We start from the raw sequence: 936 nt of genomic DNA, 5'->3' as shown, positions 1-936 counted from the left end.
CTATTCGTGCTGCCGGCTGTTCCATTCTCTGATCGATGGGCTCCGCGAGGTCACCAACGGCTATACGACCGACCCGTCCATCATTCGGCGCATCCATGTGCGAGGGCCCCACGCCATACCCAACCAGCACATGCTTCGCCGCCCGCGATCGCCGATGGCCGCACAGTACAGCCTGCCCTTCGTTGTCGGCGCCACACTGGCGGTCGGGCCGACGCGCTTTGATGCCTATCGCGAGGAAAACCTCAACGACCCGACCATCCTGGCCATCGCCGACAAGGTCGAGGCGAGCGCCGATGACGAGATCGAACGTCACTTTCCCGATCACTTCGGTACGGCTGTCGAGATCACGCTGGCAGATGGGACAACACGCTGTGCGACTGTTATGGACAGCATCGGCACGCCTGCACGCCCCATGTCGCTTGACGATGTCAAAGCCAAGGCTCTCAGCCTGATCGCGCCTTTGGATCGCTCGTTCGACGTCGATGCGCTGTTTGATGCGATCGTGACGCTCCAGCAGCACGGTTGCCGGCGCGTCGAGGACATGGTGATGACCGGCAGAAGAGTGGCGGCCTGAGGTGTCCACGTTCCCCTTCGCGCCGGCCGAACTGCGTGGCTTCCGCGTCGCGAAGGGCGCGAAGCACCTTCACTCGGCACGGACCCACAAGCTGTTTTCTCGCCCGCCCACTCAATCCAACTGCAGGTCGCGCCATGCCAAGTGAACTCTTCACGCCTTTTAAACTGCGCAGCATTTCGATCGACAACCGTGTCGTTGTTGGACCCATGGACATGTACAGTGCCAATGACGGCTGTGCTTCCGATTATCACCTCATGCACTATGGCCGCTTCGCGATTTCCGGGGTCGGCCTGATCGTCTCCGAGGCGGCGCATGTCGAGCGCCGCGGCCGCGTCACGCATGCTTGCCTTGGACTTTACTCG

2 protein-coding genes are annotated in these 936 nt (G+C 61.9%); both read left to right on the top strand.

Annotation, left to right across the window (positions count from 1 at the left end; genetic code table 11):
* Nucleotides 1–574: hypothetical protein (locus ACK8OU_RS20305; RefSeq protein WP_410305138.1), on the top strand; the 574-nt coding region annotated here is incomplete at its 5' end.
* 134 nt (nucleotides 575–708) lie between these two features.
* A partial coding sequence (locus ACK8OU_RS20300; RefSeq protein ID WP_458524364.1) for an oxidoreductase occupies nucleotides 709–936 on the top strand: 228 nt, incomplete at its 3' end.

The organism is Pontitalea aquivivens, from assembly GCF_046507575.1.
Taxonomy (GTDB): domain Bacteria; phylum Pseudomonadota; class Alphaproteobacteria; order Rhodobacterales; family Rhodobacteraceae; genus Pontitalea; species Pontitalea aquivivens.
The sequence above is the reverse complement of the archived record's forward strand: the minus strand, read 5'-3'. Positions and strand labels throughout refer to the sequence as shown.